We start from the raw sequence: 17,078 nt of genomic DNA on the forward strand, positions 1-17,078 counted from the left end.
TTGTCTGCCAGCGTTGGGTAATCACCGTCGGCATGCGCACGCAACGGCCCTACCCGGCGAGCGATCTCGGCTAACTCGCGCAGCTCCGGCGTGTCGTCCTCTGACCAGGCGGACAGCTCCAAAAGGCCCTCGCGCACTTCGCCTTCACTTCCGTCGACGGTCACCAGTTTGCCGGCCAGTGATTCGGCGACTCCGCGGCCACAGCCCACGACCGCCGCCTTGCCGAGTTCGCGGCTGACCACCGCGGCGTGACTGGAGGCGCCGCCGACTTCGGTGACGATGCCCCGTGCGGCCAGCATGCCGTGCACGTCATCGGGGCTGGTGTGGTTACGGACCAAGATGACGTCTTCGCCGGCGTCGGCAGCGTCCATCGCGTCTTCGATATCGGTGTAAGCACGGCCTGATGCCACCCCAGGACTGGCCGGCAGTCCGCGCGCCAAAAGCGGTGCGGCCAATCGGGTTTCGGGCTGCAGCGACGGCAGCAGCAGCGTCTCGACTTGGGCGGGGGTGACCCTGCGCAGCGCTTCGGCGTCGTCGATGAGTCCTTCGCGGCGCAGTTGCAGTGCCAGTCGCACCGCCGCCTGTGCCGATCGTTCGGCGGCCCTGGTCTGCAGCAGCCACAGCTTGCCCTCTTCGACGGTGAACTCGATCTCTTGCACGTCAGCGGCAAGCCGCTCCAGCGTGCGCGAGGCGGCCATCAGCTCGTCGTAGACCGATGGTTGTTCGTGACGCAGGGCGGCGATCGGTTCGACGTCGACGGTGCCCGAAACCACGTCGTCTCCTTGGCCGCCGGGTAACCATTCGCCGAACCGTTCATCGGCACCCGTTATGGGGTTACGCGAAAACACCACTCCTGCACCGGAATCGAACCCCATGTTGCCGAACACCATCGACTGTACGAGCACCGCGGTGCCGCCCTTGTCGTCGATGCCGTGATGCGCGCGGTAGGCGATCGCGCGCGGCGAGTTCCATGAAGCGAACACGGCCTCAATGGCCAGCCGCAGCTGCATGTATGGGTCGGCGGGCACTGCGGATCCCTCTGAGCTACCCTCACCGATCGCGGCGATGCGTCGATACATCCGGGCAAATCGTTGCCGGGTGTCGCGGGCGAACGCCGCCGTGGTCAGCGCGGCCAGCGCCTGCTCGACAGCGTCGTCGAGACCCAGATCCAGCACCGTGTCCATCATTCCGGGCATTGACCGCGCCGCACTGGAGCGCACGCTGACCAGTAGCGGACACGGTCCCCGCCCGAACGTTCGTGACGTCTGAGCTTCGAGCCAGCCGATCCGGTCGACCACGTCGGTCCAGATCGCCTTCATCGTCGCCACGGGTTCGGCGAGATACCGGGCGCCCACCTCGGTCGTGATGCAGAACGCGGGCGGCACCGGCAAACCATGCCGGCGCATGACGTTGATCCCGTAGCCCTTGTTGCCCAGCGTTTCCCGTGGCAGCTTCGCGGTGCCGTCAAGCACCGGCACGACCGATGACGGCGGCGCCGGCGTCGAGGTCGCCGAGTACCCGGCCGATGTGTTATCGCGGGCGCCGCCATGAGGCACGCCACGAATCATCGCCTACACCCCTCGTCGCTCGGCGCGCCCTGACCAGCCCTGACGCCTATTCCGGCAAACGTCCGATTACCAGCTATGGTCCCACAGCGCCGGTGCCACGGCGGCGTCAGGACTGTCCGCGCAGCAAGCCGAATCCGAAGTTCGTACCGAATCCGCGGCGCAGAGCCAGATGAATCCACAGTAGTGCGTACGGCTCGAGGAGCCGGGCCAGGGTGAGATCGCCGACGTCGACGGCTTCAAATCCGAGCTCTTCGACGAGGCCGGCGGTGACGGACTTGGCCTGGTCATCGTCACCGCAGACGAACATCACCGGCTTGCTCGGCAGTTGGGGGCCGTCCATCATCGCCGCCCCGATTTGGTTCATCGCTTTACAGACCCGTGCGCCTGGCGCCCACCGCGCGACCTGCTCGGCCCCCGAGGCGGTGAACCCGATCTCCAGGCCGCTGAAGTCCGGTGTCAGCGGGTTCGTGCAGTCGATGAGGACTTTGCCGGTCAGGTCTCTGCAGCTCTGCACGGCTTCCTGCGTGCCTTGCCAGGGCGTGCACAAGGCGACAACCTCGGCTGATGCGGCTGCCGATTCGTTGGTGCCCACTGCGCCCAGCGACGCATACTTCGGGTCATCCGGGCGGCGGACACCGAACGCGACGTGATGGCCGCGGTTGGCCCATGCGGTACCCAGCGTGGCGCCGACGTTGCCGGCTCCGATGATTGCGATCTTGATGTCAAGCTCCCTTCGTGCTGTGACCCACAGGGCCGGTGCTGCGACATCGTGCTCGGGTGCACCGCGACGCGATGTCATCGCGGACGCCGGATAACACCGTACTTCGATCTGAGCAACCCGCAGCCCGCATCGCCACCGGGCTCCAGCTGTCGGCCCGCATCGTCGCCGAGTTAAGTTTGCGGTTATGACTGCCTACGATGTCGGCTTATTGATCCTGCGGTTGGTGCTCGGCCTGACCCTTGCCGCCCACGGCTTGAACAAGTTCTTCGGCGGCGGCCGAATCCCCGGAACCGCGCGCTGGTTCGAGAGCATCGGCATGAAGCCGGGCACCTTTCACGCCGCCGTCGCCGCCACCACTGAGGTGTCGGCAGGACTCGGGCTGGCCGCCGGACTGCTTACGCCCATCCCCTCGGCGGGCTTCGTCTCACTGATGGTGGTCGCAGCATGGACGGTGCACCGGCCCAACGGCTTTTTCATCGTCAAAGAGGGCTGGGAGTACAACCTGGTGCTAGCGGTCAGCGCGGTCGCGGTCGCCACACTGGGTCCCGGGCGGCTCAGCCTGGACTGGCTGATCTTCGGGCATAACTGGCTCGATGGCTGGAAAGGGCTGCTGGTGTCGACGCTGTTGGGCCTGGCCGGTGCCGTCGGCCAGCTGCTGATCTTCTACCGGCCGCCGGTCAAGCAAGCGCAGTAATCGGGCCCGGCCTCGGCGGCACCGCGCGTTGCTCGGAGAGAAATCGCTCGAAGGCGGGCACAACAACCATGCCCTTGCAGCTGCCCGCGGATAGCAGATGCTGGATCGGTAAATGAAGTTTCCGTTCGCACCGGCCAACCCTCAGCGGATCAGCAAGGACAGCAGCTTCTTGCCAAATGACAATGTCGGAAACTCGTTTTCGTAGCAGACAGTGACCTGGTCGCCGACCCGTCGGCGCAACTCGGATTGCAGCTTTTCGTAGATCGTCGACCCGGACGCCGGACATCCGGCGCAGGCACCCGACATTCGGACGATCACGTGGTTACCGGTCACCGACACCAATTCGATTGACCCCCCATGTGATTCGGCGAGCGCGCCGATCGGCCCAGCGAGCAGCTCGGTGGCCACCTCGGCCAGCTCAGCGGTTGTGTCGCCGGATGACGCGTCGACCTGCCAGCCCGCGGGTTCACGCAGTGCCTCGCTGAGTGCGTTACGTACGTCGTCGCCGAGCTCGCGCCAACTGGTGCCGCGCCTCAACGTGATCAACACATCGGTTCCGCGCACCGTCAACCCGTCGATCACTCCGCGGTCAAGCAATACGCCGAGCTGACCCGGGGCGCGCCGGACCGTGCCTTCAGGTGGGAGACTGCCCGGCGGCACCACCCAGCGAAGTTGCTGAGGATTCGAGGTGGCTATGGCATGGATCGGAATCATGCCCCGGCACCTACGGCAATAGACCTGGCAGCGAACGCCATCACCCATGCCAGCACGAACATATAACCGAAGGCCAGGCCCGGCCATCGCCACGAGTTGGTCTCTCTGCGCATCACGACGACCGTCGACATGCACTGCAGCGCGAACATGAAATACACCAGCAATGCGATGACTGTCGGCGCGGCAAAGACCCTGTGGCCCTGCTCGTCGGCCATTGTCGCCAGCGCTTGACCAGGGGCGGCGGGATTCGCCGCAGCTGAAACCTGGCCGAGGGTGGACACGAACACCTCGCGCGCCGACAGTGCACCGACCAGGGCGACGTCGATATGCCAGTCGAAGCCGAGCGGCTTGAACACGGGCTCGATGGCCTTGCCGACGTCGGCGGCATAGCTGTGGCCCATCACGTATGCGGTCGCGTCGGTGGGCGACATGCCGGCGGTCTCCGACTCGCGCGTCGGCAAGTTGAGCAGCGCCCACAGCACCAGCGAGACGGCCAAGATAATCGTTCCGGCCTTGCGCAAGAACATCTTCGCCGCGCTCCACACCGCGACCAACACGGCCTTAGGAGACGGAAACCGATACGGCGGGAGCTCCATGGTGAACGGCAGCAGGTCGCTGCGCAGCACTGTCGACTTGAACAACCACGCCGCGATCAGCGCCGAGGTACCTCCGCCGAGATACAGCAAGAACATCGTGATGCCCTGCGCACTGAACCCCCACCAACGCGTGTGGGGCGCGACCAGCAGACCGACCAGCAAGGTGTACACCGGCAGGCGCGCCGAACAGGTCATCAACGGTGCACTCACAATGGTGGCGATCCGGTCGCGCGATGACGGCAAAGTCCGGGTGGCCATGATGCCGGGGATGGCGCAGGCGAACGACGACAGCATCGCCACGAAGGCGCGGCCTTCCAGACCGGTGGTGGCCATCACCCGATCCATCACGAATGCTGCCCGTGCCATGTAGCCGATGTTCTCCAGCAGCGCTATCAGCAAGAACAGCAAGGCAATCTGCGGGATGAACTGCAGGACGGTACCGACACCGCCGATGATCCCGTGACCGAGCAGGCTACCCACCATGGAATTGCCCAGGTGATCGGCGACTTCGGCACCCAGCCAGTTCAGTCCGTCGCCTATCCCATCCCGCAGTGGCGCACCGACGGTGAAGACGACCTGGAAGAACGCAAACATCACCGCGAAGAAGACGACCGTGCCCCACAACGGATGCAGAATCAACCGGTCGATCCGGTTCGTACGGTGATCCGGTTGCGGCGCAACATAACCTGCCGCGTCAAGCACCGACTTGCCCCAGGCGTCGACGGTGTCGTGATCGGACGGAGGCAAAAGCGGTGGCCGTTTCCACTGGTCGAAGGATCCCAGCCGTGCGCGCAAAGCCTCGATGCCCGTGCCGCGGTGTGCGACGACTTGGGTCACCGGGATACCCAGCGCCGTTGACAGCGCATCGGTATCGATCCGGCCGCCACGCGACGCCAATTCGTCGGTCATCGTCAGCACCAGCACGCACGGCAGATCGAGGCGCAAAACCTCCGCCACCAGCGTTATCGAACGACGCAGCGTGGTGGCGTCGGCCACCAGCAGCACCGCATCGGGTCTGCCGATGTCATCGAGCTCACCAGTGAGCAGGTCTGTGACGACCTGCTCGTCCGGGCTGATGGGGTCGAGGCTGTAGGTGCCGGGCAGGTCCTCGACGACGATGGCGACGCCCTCCACTTTCGCGGTGCCCACGCAGCGTCCGACGGTGACTCCCGGGTAGTTGCCAATCTTCGCGCGCAGCCCGGTCAGATGGTTGAAGACGCTGGTCTTGCCCGCGTTTGGACTGCCCACCAGGGCTACCCGCCGAAGATCTGCGACGGCAACCGCCCCGCTGCCCTCGGCGTGGCATGACGTCATAGCTGGGCCTCCGGAATGACCTCGATCAGTCGCGCCTCGCGGCGGCGGACACACAGTTCGGTGTCGTGGACTCGGTAGATCGTGGGATCACCTAGCGGTGCCCGGCGGATTACTTCGACGCGGGCGGTTGGCCGGAAGCCCAATTGGTGGAGCCGACGTCCGACCGCGGGGTCGGTCTGCGGCGCCAAACCCACCACGGTCGCCCGCTGACCTGGAGCCAGCTCGGCAAGATCGGATCGACAGGGATCGTGGCCTTGACCATGCATGACGTGCCTTAACGTTGGGTGCAGTTAGGGTCACCTTACGCCTGCACCGGCAACTGGTACCGCGTCGTGGGGAAGCCGCCCAGTTGCAGATCGTGTAGCGCTGGATAAAGCGCCGGTGATCCCATCGGGAATCTTCCGGTGACTGGGTTGTCGGCCTAGACGTCGATCGTGGCGCGGCAACGCCACTGGTCGCCGGTACGGCCGAACTCGAGCCCGGACAGCGCGACGGCCTTCGGTACCGCGCCGATCGGCGTGACGTCGTTGATCGATGCCACCGGCATGGTCAACCACATTGTCTCCGAGGCGATGTCAATGTCGGCGCTGAGCGGAACGACGCCTTGGGTATCGAGCAGATAGATCAGCTCGTCGAGTGCCACCACCAGACGATCGCTGTCATTCGTCGCGCCCAACTCGGAGGTGATGGTCCGCAGCGGCGCCGCATCGGAGACGTCGACGAAGCTCTCAGTGAGTCCCATGACCGCTTCAGCCAGGCACGCCTCGCGGGTTGGGGCCCAGGCTTCGATGGTGATATCAGCCGGATGGGGCAGGGTGCGGTGGCCGCGATCAGGGGCTATCAACCCTTCACCACGCCCAGCGGTTCCAGTCGGGCCACAGTGCGACACAGGCCCGCCTGTTCGGCGACCGCAACGACCTCCGAAACATCCTTGTAGGCGGCTGGCGCCTCTTCGACCAATCCCCGCTTCGACGCGCCACGGACCAGGATCTTCTGCCGACGTTCCAGTTGGTCGCGCAGTTCCTTTTGGGATACCGAGCGGGCCGCTTGATGGCGGCTGAGCCGCCTACCGGCGCCGTGACAGGTGGAATGAAGCGCACCGCCACCGCTCACTCCGGCCAATACATATGACGAGGTCCCCATCGATCCCGGTATCAGCACAGGCTGGCCGACCTCAGCCAGATCCGTTGGCAGGTCGGCATGTCCAGGTGGCAGTGCCCTGGTCGCGCCCTTGCGGTGCACACAAAGGTCGAGTGGCACTCCGCCCACAGCGTGCCGTTCGATGCGGGCGAGGTTATGCGAAATGTCGTAGACCAACTCCAACCCGGCGCCGGTAACCGACCGAAACACCTCCGCTGCGGCCATGCCGAGGATCTGCCGGTTGGCGCGGGCGTAGTTCGCCGCTGCATACATCGCCGCCAGGTAGCGGCGGCCTTCGGCTGAATCGACTGGTACGCAGGCTAATTGCCGATCAGGGACCTGCACCCCGTGGCGCGCCATGGCATGGTCCATCGCGCGCACCTCGTCGGTACAGATCTGGTGTCCGAGTCCACGCGATCCGCAGTGGATCATCACGCATACTTGGCCGGTGCGCAGCCCGAAAGCCTTGGCAACGGGCTCGTCGAACACCTCGACCACATGCTGGACTTCCAGGAAATGATTGCCCGAGCCCAGGCTGCCGAGCTGGTGGCGGCCCCGCTCCCGAGCGCGCTCGCTGACCGCGGACGGGTCAGCCTCGGCGAATGCGCCGCCGTCCTCGCAGCGCTCTAAGTCGAGCTCTGACCCGTCACCGTGCTCCACCACATACCGAGAACCGCCGCCCAGCACGTGATTCAACTCGGCGTCGCTGACCGGCGAGCGCACCGCTCCCGGTCCCGCACCGCGCGGAATAGCTTTGCTCAGCCTGTCCATAACTGACCTGGCGACTTTGGCGAACTCGGCTCGCTCCAGCTCGGCTGACAGCAGTCGCACACCGCAGGAGATGTCGAATCCCACACCGCCGGGTGAGATGACGCCGCCGTGGCGTATGTCGGTCGCGGCCACGCCGCCGATCGGAAAGCCGTAGCCCAGATGGATGTCGGGCATCGCGTACGACGCCTCGACGATGCCCGGCAGTGTCGCGACGTTCGCCACCTGCCGCAGCAGGGGTTCCCGATTGGTTTCGGGCAGCAGCGACGGCGACGCAAAGATCACCCCGGGCACGCGCATTGCACCGGACGGGTCGATCCGAAACCGAAACGGTGTCTCCTGCACTAATTTCATGGCCGCTCCCAGATACTGGGGGAGTACCCACCGCGGGGCCGACTGTATCCGACGACGCCCACCGGGCAGTCAGTTAGCAAGCAGCGGGATGTGACTCACAGTACGGCGTCGTCCCGGGGAATCGGTAGCGATTCGCCGCCACCCAGTGATAAATCGCATCCTGGACGAACCGCACACCGGGAATCTGGTAAAGCACCAACGGCAACTTGCTGCCGATCGCGGCCGAGACTGCCGCATTGACGGCCTCAGCGCCGGAGTAGACAGCGCCCGACGTGTCCAGCCACCGAACCGAGTCGAGGAGTTGCGACGGCGGGATACCGAGCCGGTGCGCGACCCCGGGACTTTGCAGCGGCTCGATCCGCACGTTGCCGGTCCGATTGAGCCTCAGCACGAAATATGCCGACCGCGTGCACATTCCGCAGAAGCCGTCGAAGAAGAGAATTCCTGCCATGTGCCCATCCTTCACCCGGCGGCGTTGCCTGCCAACAACGTATCGGCCTCGGCGGAGCGCCGGATGGACCGGATGCCGGCGACGCCGAACATGATGCCCGTGCCGATCTCCGCCACCGCGCTGACCCACGAGAACCACGTCACGTTGACGTGCGGCGGAGAGATGAAGCTGTCCTGATAAGCGGGTAGCACAGTGGGCAGCAGGTGCGCATAGGTGAAAACCAGCGCACTGCCGAAGCCGACCGCGATCGCGGCAAGCGGCGCCTGCCTGCGACGCGCGAGCACCATGACAATCGCGGCGGCGACGAACAGACCCTGCACGGTGCCGCCGACCATGATGAACGGTGGCGATGCCGACATGCCGCGGCGCAGATGATCCAGGCCGTGCACGGCAAACCCGATAGCGAACGCGACTGCGGTCCAGCGCAAAAATCTACCCGCGTTGTCCCGTGGTTGCTGGATCTGATCGGTCATCAGGATCACCGCCGTGCACGTTGTCGACCTGTACCACCTTCCTACTACTATACTAAGTAGTAGTCAACGACATTCGGCGGAACTCGGCAGCTCAAACCCATCCCCACAGATCTAGAACACGTTCTAATCTGTCCGGCATGGGATTCTTCAAACCTGACCTGCCGCAGATCGACATGGCCGAATGGAGCAAAGGCACGCGCAGCGAGAAGATCCAGCCGATGGCCAGGCACTGGGCCGAGGTGGGCTTCGGAACACCGGTCGCACTGCACCTGTTCTACGTCGTCAAAATCGGTCTCTACATCCTGGGGGGCTGCCTGTTCGCGTTGACCACCACGGGCATCGATGGGTTTACCGCCGTCGGTTCGTGGTGGTCGGAGCCGATCGTGTTCGAGAAGGTCGTGCTCTACACCATGCTCTTCGAGGTGGTCGGTCTAGGCTGCGGCTTCGGGCCGCTGAACAACCGGTTCTTCCCGCCGATGGGCTCGATTCTGTACTGGCTACGCCCGAACACGATCCGACTACCGCCCTGGCCCGATCGGATCCCGCTAACGAAGGGCACCGCCCGCACTCCGATAGACGTCGCGTTGTATGCGGCCCTGCTGGTGATGCTGCTCCTGTGCTTGTTCTCCGACGGCACCGGCCCGGTGCCGGCGCTGGGCACCGACGTCGGTCTGCTGCCGCGCTGGCAGATCTGGGTGATCCTCGGATTGCTCGCCGTGCTCGGGCTGCGGGACAAGGTGATCTTTCTGGCCGCCCGCGGCGAGGTCTACGCGTCGATGACGGTGACGTTCTTGTTCCCCGGGGTGGACATGATCGTCGCCTCGAAACTGGTGTTCTTGGTGATCTGGATGGGTGCGGCCACGTCGAAGCTCAACCACCACTTTCCGTTCGTGATCTCCACGATGATGTCGAACAACCCACTGATCCGGGCGAAGTCGATGAAGCGTGCCTTTTTCGAACGGTTCCCGCAAGACCTGCGGCCCGGACGCCTGTCGCGGATCGTCGCGCACGGCGGCACCACCGTAGAGATGTGCGTGCCGGTGGTGCTGTTCTTCTCCCACGGCGGCTGGGTGACCGCGATCGCCGCCGCCGTCATGGTGTGTTTTCACCTGGCGATCCTGACTGCGATCCCGATGGGTGTGCCGCTGGAGTGGAACGTCTTCATGATCTACGGCGTCGGGGCCCTGTTCGTCGCGTATCCGCAGTTGGGGCTTTCCGACCTGAAACACCCTGTGCCGGTGGCCATCCTGTTCGTGGTGATCGCCGGCATCGTGATCGCCGGCAACCTGTTCCCGCGCAAGATTTCGTTCCTGCCGGGCATGCGCTACTACGCCGGCAACTGGGACACCACGCTGTGGTGCGTCAAACCGTCTGCGGAAGAGAAGATCACCCGTGGGCTGGTAACGATCGCCAGCATGCCGGCCGCGCAGCTTGAGCGTTTCTACGGCAGCCAGGAGGCGGCGCAGATCCCGATCTATATGGGATACGCCTTCCGCTCGTTCAACACCCACGGCCGAGCGCTGTTCACCTTGGCACATCGAGCCATGGCCGGACAGAACGAGGACGACTACGTCATCACCGACGGCGAACGGATTTGTTCCACCGCCATCGGCTGGAATTTCGGCGACGGCCACATGCACAACGAGCAGTTGATCGCCGCGATGCAGGAGCGCTGCCACTTCGAGCCCGGCGAGGTGCGCGTCGTGCTGCTCGACGCGCAACCCATCCACCGCCAGACCCAGCAATACCGGTTAGTCGACGCAGCCACAGGCGAATTCGAGCGCGGCTATGTCAGGGTGGCCGACATGGTTACCCGGCAACCGTGGGACGACACCGTGCCGGTGCACGTGTACGAAAGCCGCATTGCCGGCTCCGACGAGGTGAACCAGCCCTAGGCAGCTTCGCCTCGCACCTTCGCCGCCGCGGCGATCATGTTCTGCAACGACGCCGTTACCTCCTCGACGTTGCGGGTCTTCAACCCGCAGTCCGGGTTAACCCAAAGCCGTTCGGCTGGAACAGCTCTGAGAGCTGCACGTAGCGAACTGGCGATCTCCTCGGTGCTGGGGACGCGGGGCGAGTGGATGTCGTAGACGCCGGGTCCCACGCTGTTGGCGAAGCCCGCCGCGTTGAGGTCGTCCAGCACCTCCATATGCGAGCGGGCTGCCTCGATCAACGTGGCATCGGCGTCCAACTCGCCAATGGCGCCGATGATCTCACCGAACTCCGAATAACACAGATGGGTCTGGATCTGCGTCGAGTCGGCGACACCGGAGGTTGCCAACCGGAAGGCGCCCACCGCCCACTGCAGATAAGCGTCCTGGTCGGCGCGGCGCAGCGGCAGCAGCTCCCGCAGCGCCGGCTCGTCGACCTGGATGATCGCGATGCCGGCCGACTGCAAATCGATGGTCTCGTCGCGGATCGCCAGGGCAATCTGGTAGGCGGTGTCGGCCAGCGGCTGGTCGTCGCGCACGAACGACCACGCCAGGATCGTCACCGGCCCGGTCAGCATGCCCTTGACCGGTTTGTCGGTGAGCGACTGCGCGTAGGTGATCCACTCGACCGTCATCGGGTGTGGCCGCGACACATCGCCGTAAAGGATGGGCGGGCGCACACAGCGACTGCCGTAGGACTGCACCCAGCCGTTCTGGGTGGCGAAGAAACCGTCGAGCTGCTCGGCGAAGTACTGCACCATGTCGTTGCGCTCGGGCTCGCCGTGCACCAGCACGTCGAGGCCGAGCCGTTCCTGCAACGCGATGACGTCGGCGATCTCGGCCTTCATCCGGCGGACGTACTCGGCCTCGTCGATCTCGCCGGAACGAAAGGCGGCGCGGGCTTTCCGGATCGCCGGGGTCTGCGGGAACGAGCCGATCGTGGTGGTCGGCAGGGTGGGCAGGTGCAGCCGCGCTTTCTGCATCTCGCGGCGCTCGGCCGCATTGCCGCGTTTGGCGCCGGAGGCCAGGATCGAGTCGATGCGGGCCCGGATGTGTTCGTTGCGCAGCCGCGGATCCGAACGCCGAGACGCCACCGCGGCGTTGGAGGCCGCGATCTCCTCGGCGACCGCTTCGCGTCCTTCCCGCAGCGCGCGGGCCAGGGTGACCACCTCGTGCACCTTTTCGGCACCGAACGCTAGCCAGCTGCGCAGGTTCGCGTCCAGCTCGGTCTCGAAGGCCAGCGAATACGGGACGTGCAGCGTCGAGCACGAGGTCGACACAGCAACTGCCTCCGTTGACCCCAGCAGGGTGGCCAGCCGGCTCAGCGCCGCTTCCAGGTCGGTGCGCCAGACGTTGCGCCCGTCGACGACGCCGGCCACCAGCGTCTTTCCGGCCAACTCCGGCACCGACGCGACTGCGGTGTTGGCGCCGGCGACCAGGTCGACGCCGATGGCCTCGACCGGCGTGCGAGCCAGCACCGGCAAGGCAGCGCCGGGATCCCCGAAGTAGGTGGCGACATAGATCGCCGGCCGCTTGGGCACCGATCCCAGCGCGCTATACACCCGCTCGGCCAGCGCCGGCGCATCGGCGCTGATATCGGTCACCAGCACCGGCTCGTCGAACTGCACCCATGCCGCACCGACATCGGCCAGCAGCGACAGCAACTCCGAATACACCGGGATCAGCTCATCGATGCGTTCGATCGGGGCGCCCGCGCCGTCCACCGCTTTGCTCAACAGCAGGAAGGTAATCGGGCCGATAACCACCGGACGCGCCGGAACGCCTTGTTGCAACGCCTCGTTCAGCTCACCGACCACTTTGGCGGCATTGAGCGTGAATCGGATGTCCGGCGAGATCTCCGGTACCAGATAGTGGTAGTTGGTGTCGAACCACTTGGTCATCTCCAGCGGTGCGATGCCCTCGGTGCCCCGGGCGGCGGCGAAGTAGCGGTCCAGCTCGTCGTGCACAGGCTGCACCCGGGCCGGCAGGGCTCCGAGCATCACCGCCGTGTCGAGCATCTGGTCGTAGTAGGAAAAGCTGTTCACCGGCACCGAATCCAGGCCGGCCGCAACCAAATCAGACCAGGTGTTGCGGCGCAGCGTCGCCGCGACGGACTCCAGCTCGGACCTGCTGGTCCGCCCGGCCCAATAACCTTCGGTGGCGCGTTTGAGTTCGCGGCGCGGGCCGATCCGCGGTGAGCCGGTGATGGTGGCGGTAAACGGTTGAGCGATCACGTGTTCGTCCTTCACTCGAAACGGGATGGTCACCGCCGGCGGACGCGCAGCCGATCCGGTCGGGCACATGCCCTGCAACCGTTACGGCCAAACGCCCATTCCACGAGGCGATGAGCCGCCGGACGCGGCGCGCCCGGCACAGCCGGCAGGTCTTCGGACTCGCAGGCGCGCACTGGAGTGCTCCTAATGGCCGTCGCTTCCCAGTCGGGCGACCAGTGCTGATGACGGCGGTCGTTCCTGCATACCGCTGCGGGACAGTCCCGGACTTTCACCGGGTTCCCTCTCGCGAGGCAGAATCAACCTGCCTCACTCGATGCCGACAGTGCGGCAGACCAGCTGCACGCTCGAGGTTACTCGTTGGATGGCGGCGACCCGCCGCGCCCGGCTCCGCCGCGCTTGCGATCGCCTCTGCCGGCGTCAGCGTCCGGCAGCCAGCGCTTCGCCGATGGGGACGTCGCCGTTGTTGAACTCGATGGTGCGCCCGATCGTCGAATCGTCGGCCAGAGCAGCGGCGATCACCAGCGCGACATCCTCGCGGGACACCTGGCCCTTGCTGGCCTCAGGACCCACCGCGATCCGCCCGGTCCCCGGCTCGAGGGTGAGCCGGCCCGGCCCCAGCACCGTCCAGTCGAGGTCGCTGGCCCGCAGGTGGGCGTCGGCGGCGGCCTTGGCCTCGGCATACGGGAAGAACGGATCATCCTGCGGCACACCGTGATCCGGTCGGGCGCCGAAGTAGGAGACCATCACGAACCGCCGCAAACCTGCTTGCTTGGCCGCGTTGATCACCCGAATGGCGGCATCGCGGTCTACGGCGTAGGTGCGCGCCGGGTTGCCGCCGCCGGCCCCGGCGGAAAAGACCACCGCGTGGTGCCCCGCCAACAGCTGTGTGAGCGCGTCGGTATCCAGTCTCTCGATGTCGGCCACGACTGGTTTGGCACCGGTTGCGACGACGTCGTCCGTGTGATCCGGGTTGCGGACGATAGAGCTCACCTGGTCACCGCGCTCACTCAGGATGCGGCTCAGATGCAAGGCCACCTTGCCGTGGCCGCCGATAACGACGATGCGCGCCATGAGTCTCACCTTGGTCCGATCGGTCAATCTGGAGGAGGCAACAGGGCAGGACGGTCCGCGATTCCCCGATAGGCTTGGCACGGTGTTGAGCTCCCGCAACTCCTCGCCGTTAGTGCATCATGTTGTTTCGCCGTTGCGCCGGAACGCTTTGATACCGGCGGCCGCTGAATACATCGCGCAGCGCTACGGCGGTTCAACCCAGTTTCGGCAGCGCCGCGAGGACGAGGGATTTGAGCTTGAAGAGATTCAGCTGGGTGGCTCAGCGCGGTGTAGACCAGCGTGTCGCCGGAAAATCCGGGGTCGATGCCGTTTATGTAAAGCGAAGTGCCGCCGGCCTCGCACGCCTGCTCCAACGGCGTGCGCAACCAGTCGTCGGCGTGCTGCGGCGCGACCAACCACACCAGCGAAGTACCCACCACATTCGTGCCCGCGCGAAGGAACTTGGTGATCTCCTTGATTGCGGCGTGCGGGCGGGGTTCGGCTTGCGAGGTGTAGACCACGCAGTCCGCTTCAAGCGCTACCAAGGCGTCGATGTCATTGGTGGCGGTGACTCCCGTCGACTCATCGAGCTCGCACAGTTCGGCGGCGTCGCGGCCCGCCTTCTCCGTGTCGGCGGCATGTACACCGACGAGTTCCAGATCGGGGCGCTCGATAATCGCCTGCAATGCATGGCGTCCCACATTGCCGGTGGAGAACTGAATTACCTGTCGTGGCATCACACTTCCTTCTCAGAGCAGGTCAGTGATGGTCTTGAGGCCAGCCTCATACAGCACGCCCGGCAGCATGCCGCCATCGATTTCGATGGTCGTGCCGTTGATGTAATCGGCTGCGCCGCTAGCCAAGAAAACACAGGCGCGGCCGACTTCGGCAGGTTCACCGGCCCGATGCAGGGGAACGTTGGCGAAGTAGGCACGCCCGTCGGGATCATTTTTGGGCAGCACGAACGAGCGAAAGTTGTCCGTCATGGTGGGCCCCAACGCCAGGCAGTTGACACGGGAATGCGGTCCCCATTCCTCCGCCAGGGAGCGGGTCATGTGATTGAGCCCAGACTTCGCGGCGCCGTAGGAAACCAAGGTCGGTGAACCGGCGGGATGGCTAGCGCCGCTGGAGATATTGATAATGCAACCAGTGCCGTCCTGGCGGCGCATCTGCCGATACACCCGGATCGCGAACCACAGCGGGCTGATCAGATTCATCTGAATCGCGAATGCGTGATACAGCACCGTCCGCTCGAAATCGTCATCGCTGGCTGGGGCGCCCTGGATCGTCTGCACAAGTTCCGGCACGTCCTCAACGTGGGGGGTCGGCACCGTGCCACCAGCATTGTTAACTAGGATGTCGATGCGACCGTACTTCGCCGCAGCCTCGGAGAGCATGGCGTCAATCGCGCGGTAATCACCTTGGTCACATACCATTTGCGACGACCGCGCGGCCCAGTCGGGATGATTGTCCACACCGGGGATCGCATCCAGTGGTGAGCGTGAACAACCGATGACCGTTGCGCCGGCGCGCAGTAACTCGTGAGCGATACCGACACCGACCCCTCGGCTGGTCCCGGTGACGATAGCGACCTTACCGTCGAGTGGGCGCTGCGTCGGTGTTGTCGTCATGCCTGCCCGTTCCCCTTCCGCGGGCTCCTCGCCGCACTCAGAAACATTGCACGTGCAATTTCCTTGCCCCGTGCAGCCGCCTGCGAGTCCTGAGTTGCTGGGCCCGAAGCTCAGCGACCGCGTCGTGCCGTCGCCGCGCCGGGCACTCCTAACGCGCGGCGATGGACACCCCGGCAGTGAGCCGTCCAACGGGTTGGTCAACAATCGAGGCATTACCTCTTCGAGAAGGAGAATTGCCATGGCTGAAGCCGTCATCGTCGAGGCAGTGCGCTCACCGATCGGCAAGCGAAACGGGGGTCTGTCCGGCGTGCATCCCGCCGAGCTGTCCGCGCAGGTCCTCAACGGGCTGGTCCAGAAGTCGGGTATCGATCCCGAGATCGTCGACGACGTGATCTGGGGATGCGTGATGCAAGCCGGTGAGCAGGCCCTCGACATCGCCCGCACCGCGTTGCTGACCGCGGGCTGGCCGGAAACCGTTCCGGGGGTCACCGTGGACCGCCAGTGCGGCTCCAGCCAGCAGTCGATCCACTTCGCCGCCGCAGGCGTGGTCGCCGGCCACTACGACGTCGTCGTAGCCGGCGGCGTGGAGTCGATGACCCGGGTGCCGATGGGTTCCTCGCTGGCCAACGGTGGCCGCCCCTTCCCGGACGGATTTTTGAGCCGGTACGACGGCGCGATCCCCAACCAGGGCATCGGCGCTGAAATGATCGCCGAGCAGTGGGGCCTCGACCGCACTACGCTCGACGAATTCTCCCTCGCCTCACACGAGAAGGCCGCTGCGGCGCAGGATTCCGGAGCGTTCGACGACCAGATCGTGGCCATCAAAGACCAGGACGGCAACGTCGTCCTCAAAGACGAGGGCATTCGCCGCGGCACCACCATTGAGAAGATGGCCGAGTTAAAGCCCGCCTTCAAGGAGGACGGTGTGATCCACGCCGGGAACTCCAGCCAGATTTCCGACGGCGCCGCGGCCGTGCTGTTCATGTCGGCGGAAAAGGCAAAGTCGTTGGGACTCAAGCCGCTTGCCAAGGTGCACACCGCCACGCTGGCCGGCTCCAACCCAGTGATCATGCTGACCGCGCCGATCCCGGCCACCCAGAAGGCCCTGAAGCGCTCCGGGCTGAATCTGGACGACATCGGGGCGTACGAAGTCAACGAGGCGTTCGCGCCTGTGCCGCTGGCGTGGCTGCACGACATTGGCGCCGACGAGAAGAAGCTCAACCCCAACGGCGGCGCGATCGCGCTCGGCCATCCGCTCGGCGGCTCCGGTGCGCGCATCATGACAACGCTGCTGTATCACATGCGCGACAAGGGAATTCGTTACGGCTTGCAAACGATGTGCGAGGGCGGCGGTCAGGCCAACGCCACCATCGTGGAGTTGCTGTGACCGTCGCCGACACTCAGCCCGCGGCGCTCACCGAGCGCCGCGGCGACGTCAT

General features: G+C 65.3%; 14 protein-coding genes, 2 pseudogenes and 1 riboswitch (1 of these 17 cut by a window edge). Of the genes and pseudogenes, 3 read left to right on the plus strand and 13 right to left on the minus strand.

The features are described from left to right. A pseudogene (locus ACFE99_RS10150) lies at positions 1 to 1,478 on the minus strand (pyruvate, phosphate dikinase) (it extends 82 nt beyond the left edge of the window). Positions 1,479 to 1,674: 196 nt separating this feature from the next. Continuing rightward, positions 1,675 to 2,367, minus strand: coding sequence for an NADPH-dependent F420 reductase (locus ACFE99_RS10155; protein WP_375484822.1), 693 nt, complete (start codon positions 2,365 to 2,367; stop codon positions 1,675 to 1,677). Between the two features lie 106 nt (positions 2,368 to 2,473). Here ACFE99_RS10155 and ACFE99_RS10160 point away from each other — a divergent pair, with 106 nt between their 5' ends. Then, on the plus strand, positions 2,474 to 2,983 hold the full coding sequence (locus ACFE99_RS10160; RefSeq protein ID WP_375484824.1) for a DoxX family protein: 510 nt from the start codon (positions 2,474 to 2,476) through the stop codon (positions 2,981 to 2,983). Positions 2,984 to 3,124: 141 nt separating this feature from the next. On the opposite strand, the gene ACFE99_RS10165 is transcribed toward ACFE99_RS10160, so the two are convergent. The 7 genes from ACFE99_RS10165 to ACFE99_RS10195 all read right to left on the minus strand — a co-directional run bounded on the left by ACFE99_RS10165 (position 3,125) and on the right by ACFE99_RS10195 (position 8,793). Next, positions 3,125 to 3,697: a NifU family protein gene (locus tag ACFE99_RS10165; protein WP_375484826.1), complete on the minus strand. Its 573-nt coding sequence runs from the start codon at positions 3,695 to 3,697 to the stop codon at positions 3,125 to 3,127. Then, positions 3,694 to 5,607, minus strand: coding sequence for a ferrous iron transporter B (locus ACFE99_RS10170; RefSeq protein ID WP_375484828.1), 1,914 nt, complete (start codon positions 5,605 to 5,607; stop codon positions 3,694 to 3,696). Before ACFE99_RS10170 ends, ACFE99_RS10165 begins: the two co-directional genes overlap by 4 nt. Continuing rightward, a complete protein-coding gene (locus tag ACFE99_RS10175) occupies positions 5,604 to 5,873 on the minus strand; it encodes a ferrous iron transport protein A (protein ID WP_375484830.1) in 270 nt (89 codons plus the stop codon). Before ACFE99_RS10175 ends, ACFE99_RS10170 begins: the two co-directional genes overlap by 4 nt. Positions 5,874 to 6,028: 155 nt before the next feature. Beyond that, entirely contained in the window at positions 6,029 to 6,451 is a 423-nt protein-coding gene (locus tag ACFE99_RS10180; protein ID WP_375484832.1) for an archease, read from the minus strand. Next, positions 6,448 to 7,869 carry an RtcB family protein gene (locus tag ACFE99_RS10185; RefSeq protein ID WP_375484834.1) on the minus strand — a complete coding sequence of 474 codons (1,422 nt, stop codon included), beginning with the start codon at positions 7,867 to 7,869 and terminating at the stop codon, positions 6,448 to 6,450. The genes ACFE99_RS10180 and ACFE99_RS10185 overlap by 4 nt, the downstream gene beginning before the upstream one ends. Positions 7,870 to 7,942: 73 nt before the next feature. Next, on the minus strand, positions 7,943 to 8,320 hold the full coding sequence (locus ACFE99_RS10190) for a thiol-disulfide oxidoreductase DCC family protein (protein WP_375484836.1): 378 nt from the start codon (positions 8,318 to 8,320) through the stop codon (positions 7,943 to 7,945). Positions 8,321 to 8,331: 11 nt separating this feature from the next. After that, complete coding sequence (locus ACFE99_RS10195; protein WP_375484838.1) at positions 8,332 to 8,793, minus strand: hypothetical protein; 462 nt, start codon at positions 8,791 to 8,793, stop codon at positions 8,332 to 8,334. Positions 8,794 to 8,930: 137 nt separating this feature from the next. Between ACFE99_RS10195 and ACFE99_RS10200 the strand changes: the two genes are divergently transcribed. Then, positions 8,931 to 10,688: a DUF3556 domain-containing protein gene (locus ACFE99_RS10200; RefSeq protein ID WP_375484840.1), complete on the plus strand. Its 1,758-nt coding sequence runs from the start codon at positions 8,931 to 8,933 to the stop codon at positions 10,686 to 10,688. Here ACFE99_RS10200 and metE read toward each other — a convergent pair. From metE to ACFE99_RS10220, 4 genes and pseudogenes are all read right to left on the minus strand, one after another. Further along, a complete protein-coding gene (gene metE, locus ACFE99_RS10205; RefSeq protein WP_375484842.1) occupies positions 10,685 to 13,027 on the minus strand; it encodes a 5-methyltetrahydropteroyltriglutamate--homocysteine S-methyltransferase in 2,343 nt (780 codons plus the stop codon). The genes ACFE99_RS10200 and metE overlap by 4 nt on opposite strands. A 57-nt stretch (positions 13,028 to 13,084) precedes the next feature. Beyond that, positions 13,085 to 13,278: riboswitch (cobalamin riboswitch) on the minus strand. 97 nt (positions 13,279 to 13,375) lie between these two features. Beyond that, positions 13,376 to 14,029, minus strand: a complete 654-nt coding sequence (locus ACFE99_RS10210; protein WP_375484844.1) for an SDR family oxidoreductase — start codon at positions 14,027 to 14,029, stop codon at positions 13,376 to 13,378. 257 nt (positions 14,030 to 14,286) lie between these two features. Beyond that, positions 14,287 to 14,745, minus strand: a pseudogene (locus tag ACFE99_RS10215) (dihydrodipicolinate reductase); the annotation flags it as partial. Between the two features lie 12 nt (positions 14,746 to 14,757). After that, positions 14,758 to 15,639, minus strand: a complete 882-nt coding sequence (locus tag ACFE99_RS10220; RefSeq protein WP_375484847.1) for an SDR family NAD(P)-dependent oxidoreductase — start codon at positions 15,637 to 15,639, stop codon at positions 14,758 to 14,760. A 238-nt stretch (positions 15,640 to 15,877) separates the two neighbouring features. Here ACFE99_RS10220 and ACFE99_RS10225 point away from each other — a divergent pair, with 238 nt between their 5' ends. Continuing rightward, positions 15,878 to 17,026, plus strand: a complete 1,149-nt coding sequence (locus tag ACFE99_RS10225; protein WP_375484849.1) for a thiolase family protein — start codon at positions 15,878 to 15,880, stop codon at positions 17,024 to 17,026. Positions 17,027 to 17,078 lie beyond the last annotated feature (52 nt).

It is taken from the genome of uncultured Mycobacterium sp., from assembly GCF_964249325.1.
Classification (GTDB): Bacteria; Actinomycetota; Actinomycetes; order Mycobacteriales; family Mycobacteriaceae; genus Mycobacterium.